Source organism: Achromobacter pulmonis (assembly GCF_902859765.1).
Classification (GTDB): Bacteria; Pseudomonadota; Gammaproteobacteria; order Burkholderiales; family Burkholderiaceae_B; genus Achromobacter; species Achromobacter pulmonis.
On sequence record NZ_CADIJV010000082.1, the window covers coordinates 1 to 1,370 of the forward strand.

A 1,370-nucleotide genomic window follows, 5' to 3' on the forward strand; every position below is an offset into this window, starting at 1 on the left:
CCCCCCCTGGCCGCGCAACCCCTGCCGGCCGACGCGGCCGCGCGTGCCGGCGACATCCAGCGCCGCCAGGAACAGGACCTGGACGCGCAGCGCGCCCGCGCCGCGGAACGGCCGGACGTGTTGTCGGCGCCGCCGGCCGTCGCTGGCGAGGGTGCGCTCGTCTTCCCCGACGAATCGCCCTGCTTCCGAATCAGCCAGGTGATCTGGGACGGCGCAGCACCACCGGCCGCGCTGCGCCGCGCCAGCGAGGCGGCGCTGGGTCAATGCGTCGGCGGCCAAGGGTTGCGCGCCTTGCAGGAACACCTGATGGCGCGCCTGATCGATCGCGGCCTGATCACCGCGCGGGTGCTGGTGCCCGAACAGTCGCTGGCCAGCGGCACGCTGACCCTGCGTTACGTACCCGGCCGCATCTCCGGGGTCAGGAGCGACGGCGCGCCCGGCTGGTGGCGCACCGCGCTGCCCACCTGGCCCGGCGGCGAGGTCAACCAGCGCGACCTGGACCAGGCGCTGGAGAACATCCGCCGGCTGGCCGGGCAGGCCGACGCCTCCATCGACGTCGCTCCCGGCCCCGAGCTGGGCGACTCCGACATCATCATCAAACCCGGCAGCGGCAAGCGCTGGCACGCCTACGTGGGCGGCGACAACGCCGGCCTGGAATCGACCGGCAAGAACCAGGTCAATGCCGGCCTCACGCTCGATTCGCCGCTGTTCCTGTACGACCAGTTGTCTGTCTCCTGGAACAGCAACGCCGACCTGCGCAACGGCGATGCCGGCTCGCGCGCGGCCTCCATCAACTACAGCATCCCGTTTGGCTACTGGACCTTGTTCGCCGGGGCCAGCAAGTCGCGCTACCGCCAGACCGTGGCCGGCTTCGAGGAACCCATCGTCTACGGCGGCACCAGCAAGCAGGTGGAGGTGGGCGTGTCGGGGGTGCCGTATCGCGGCGCCAGCTACAAGGGCACCGCCGTGCTCAAGTTCCTGCGCAAGCGCGCCAACAGCACGCTCAACGACATCGACATCGAGGTGCAGCGGCGCGACGTGGCCGGCTACGAATTCAGCTACGGCCATCGTCATTACATCGACCAGATGGTGCTGGACATCGGCGGCGGCGTGCGCGGCACGCTGCCGCAGTTCTCCAACCAGCCGGGGTATGTCTACGGCGACCCGGACTGGAATGGGCGCAGCACCATCCTGAGCGCCAACGCTGGTCTGTATCTGCCGTTCAAGGTGGCGGGGCAGCAACTGGCCTACCAGGCCAACTGGCAGATCCAGCACGCCAAGACACCGGTCGTGCCCGCCGATTACTTCACCATCGGCAACCGCTATGCGGTGCGCGGCTTCGACGGGCAGATGACGCTGGCCGCGGAAGA

Annotated in this window: 1 protein-coding gene; it reads left to right on the forward strand. The window is 69.8% G+C overall.

Annotated features, from left to right (window positions below; genetic code table 11):
• Window positions 1–1,370, forward strand: a 1,370-nt coding sequence (locus HV701_RS26575) for a ShlB/FhaC/HecB family hemolysin secretion/activation protein (RefSeq protein WP_175135976.1), incomplete at both ends; no start/stop codon positions are given.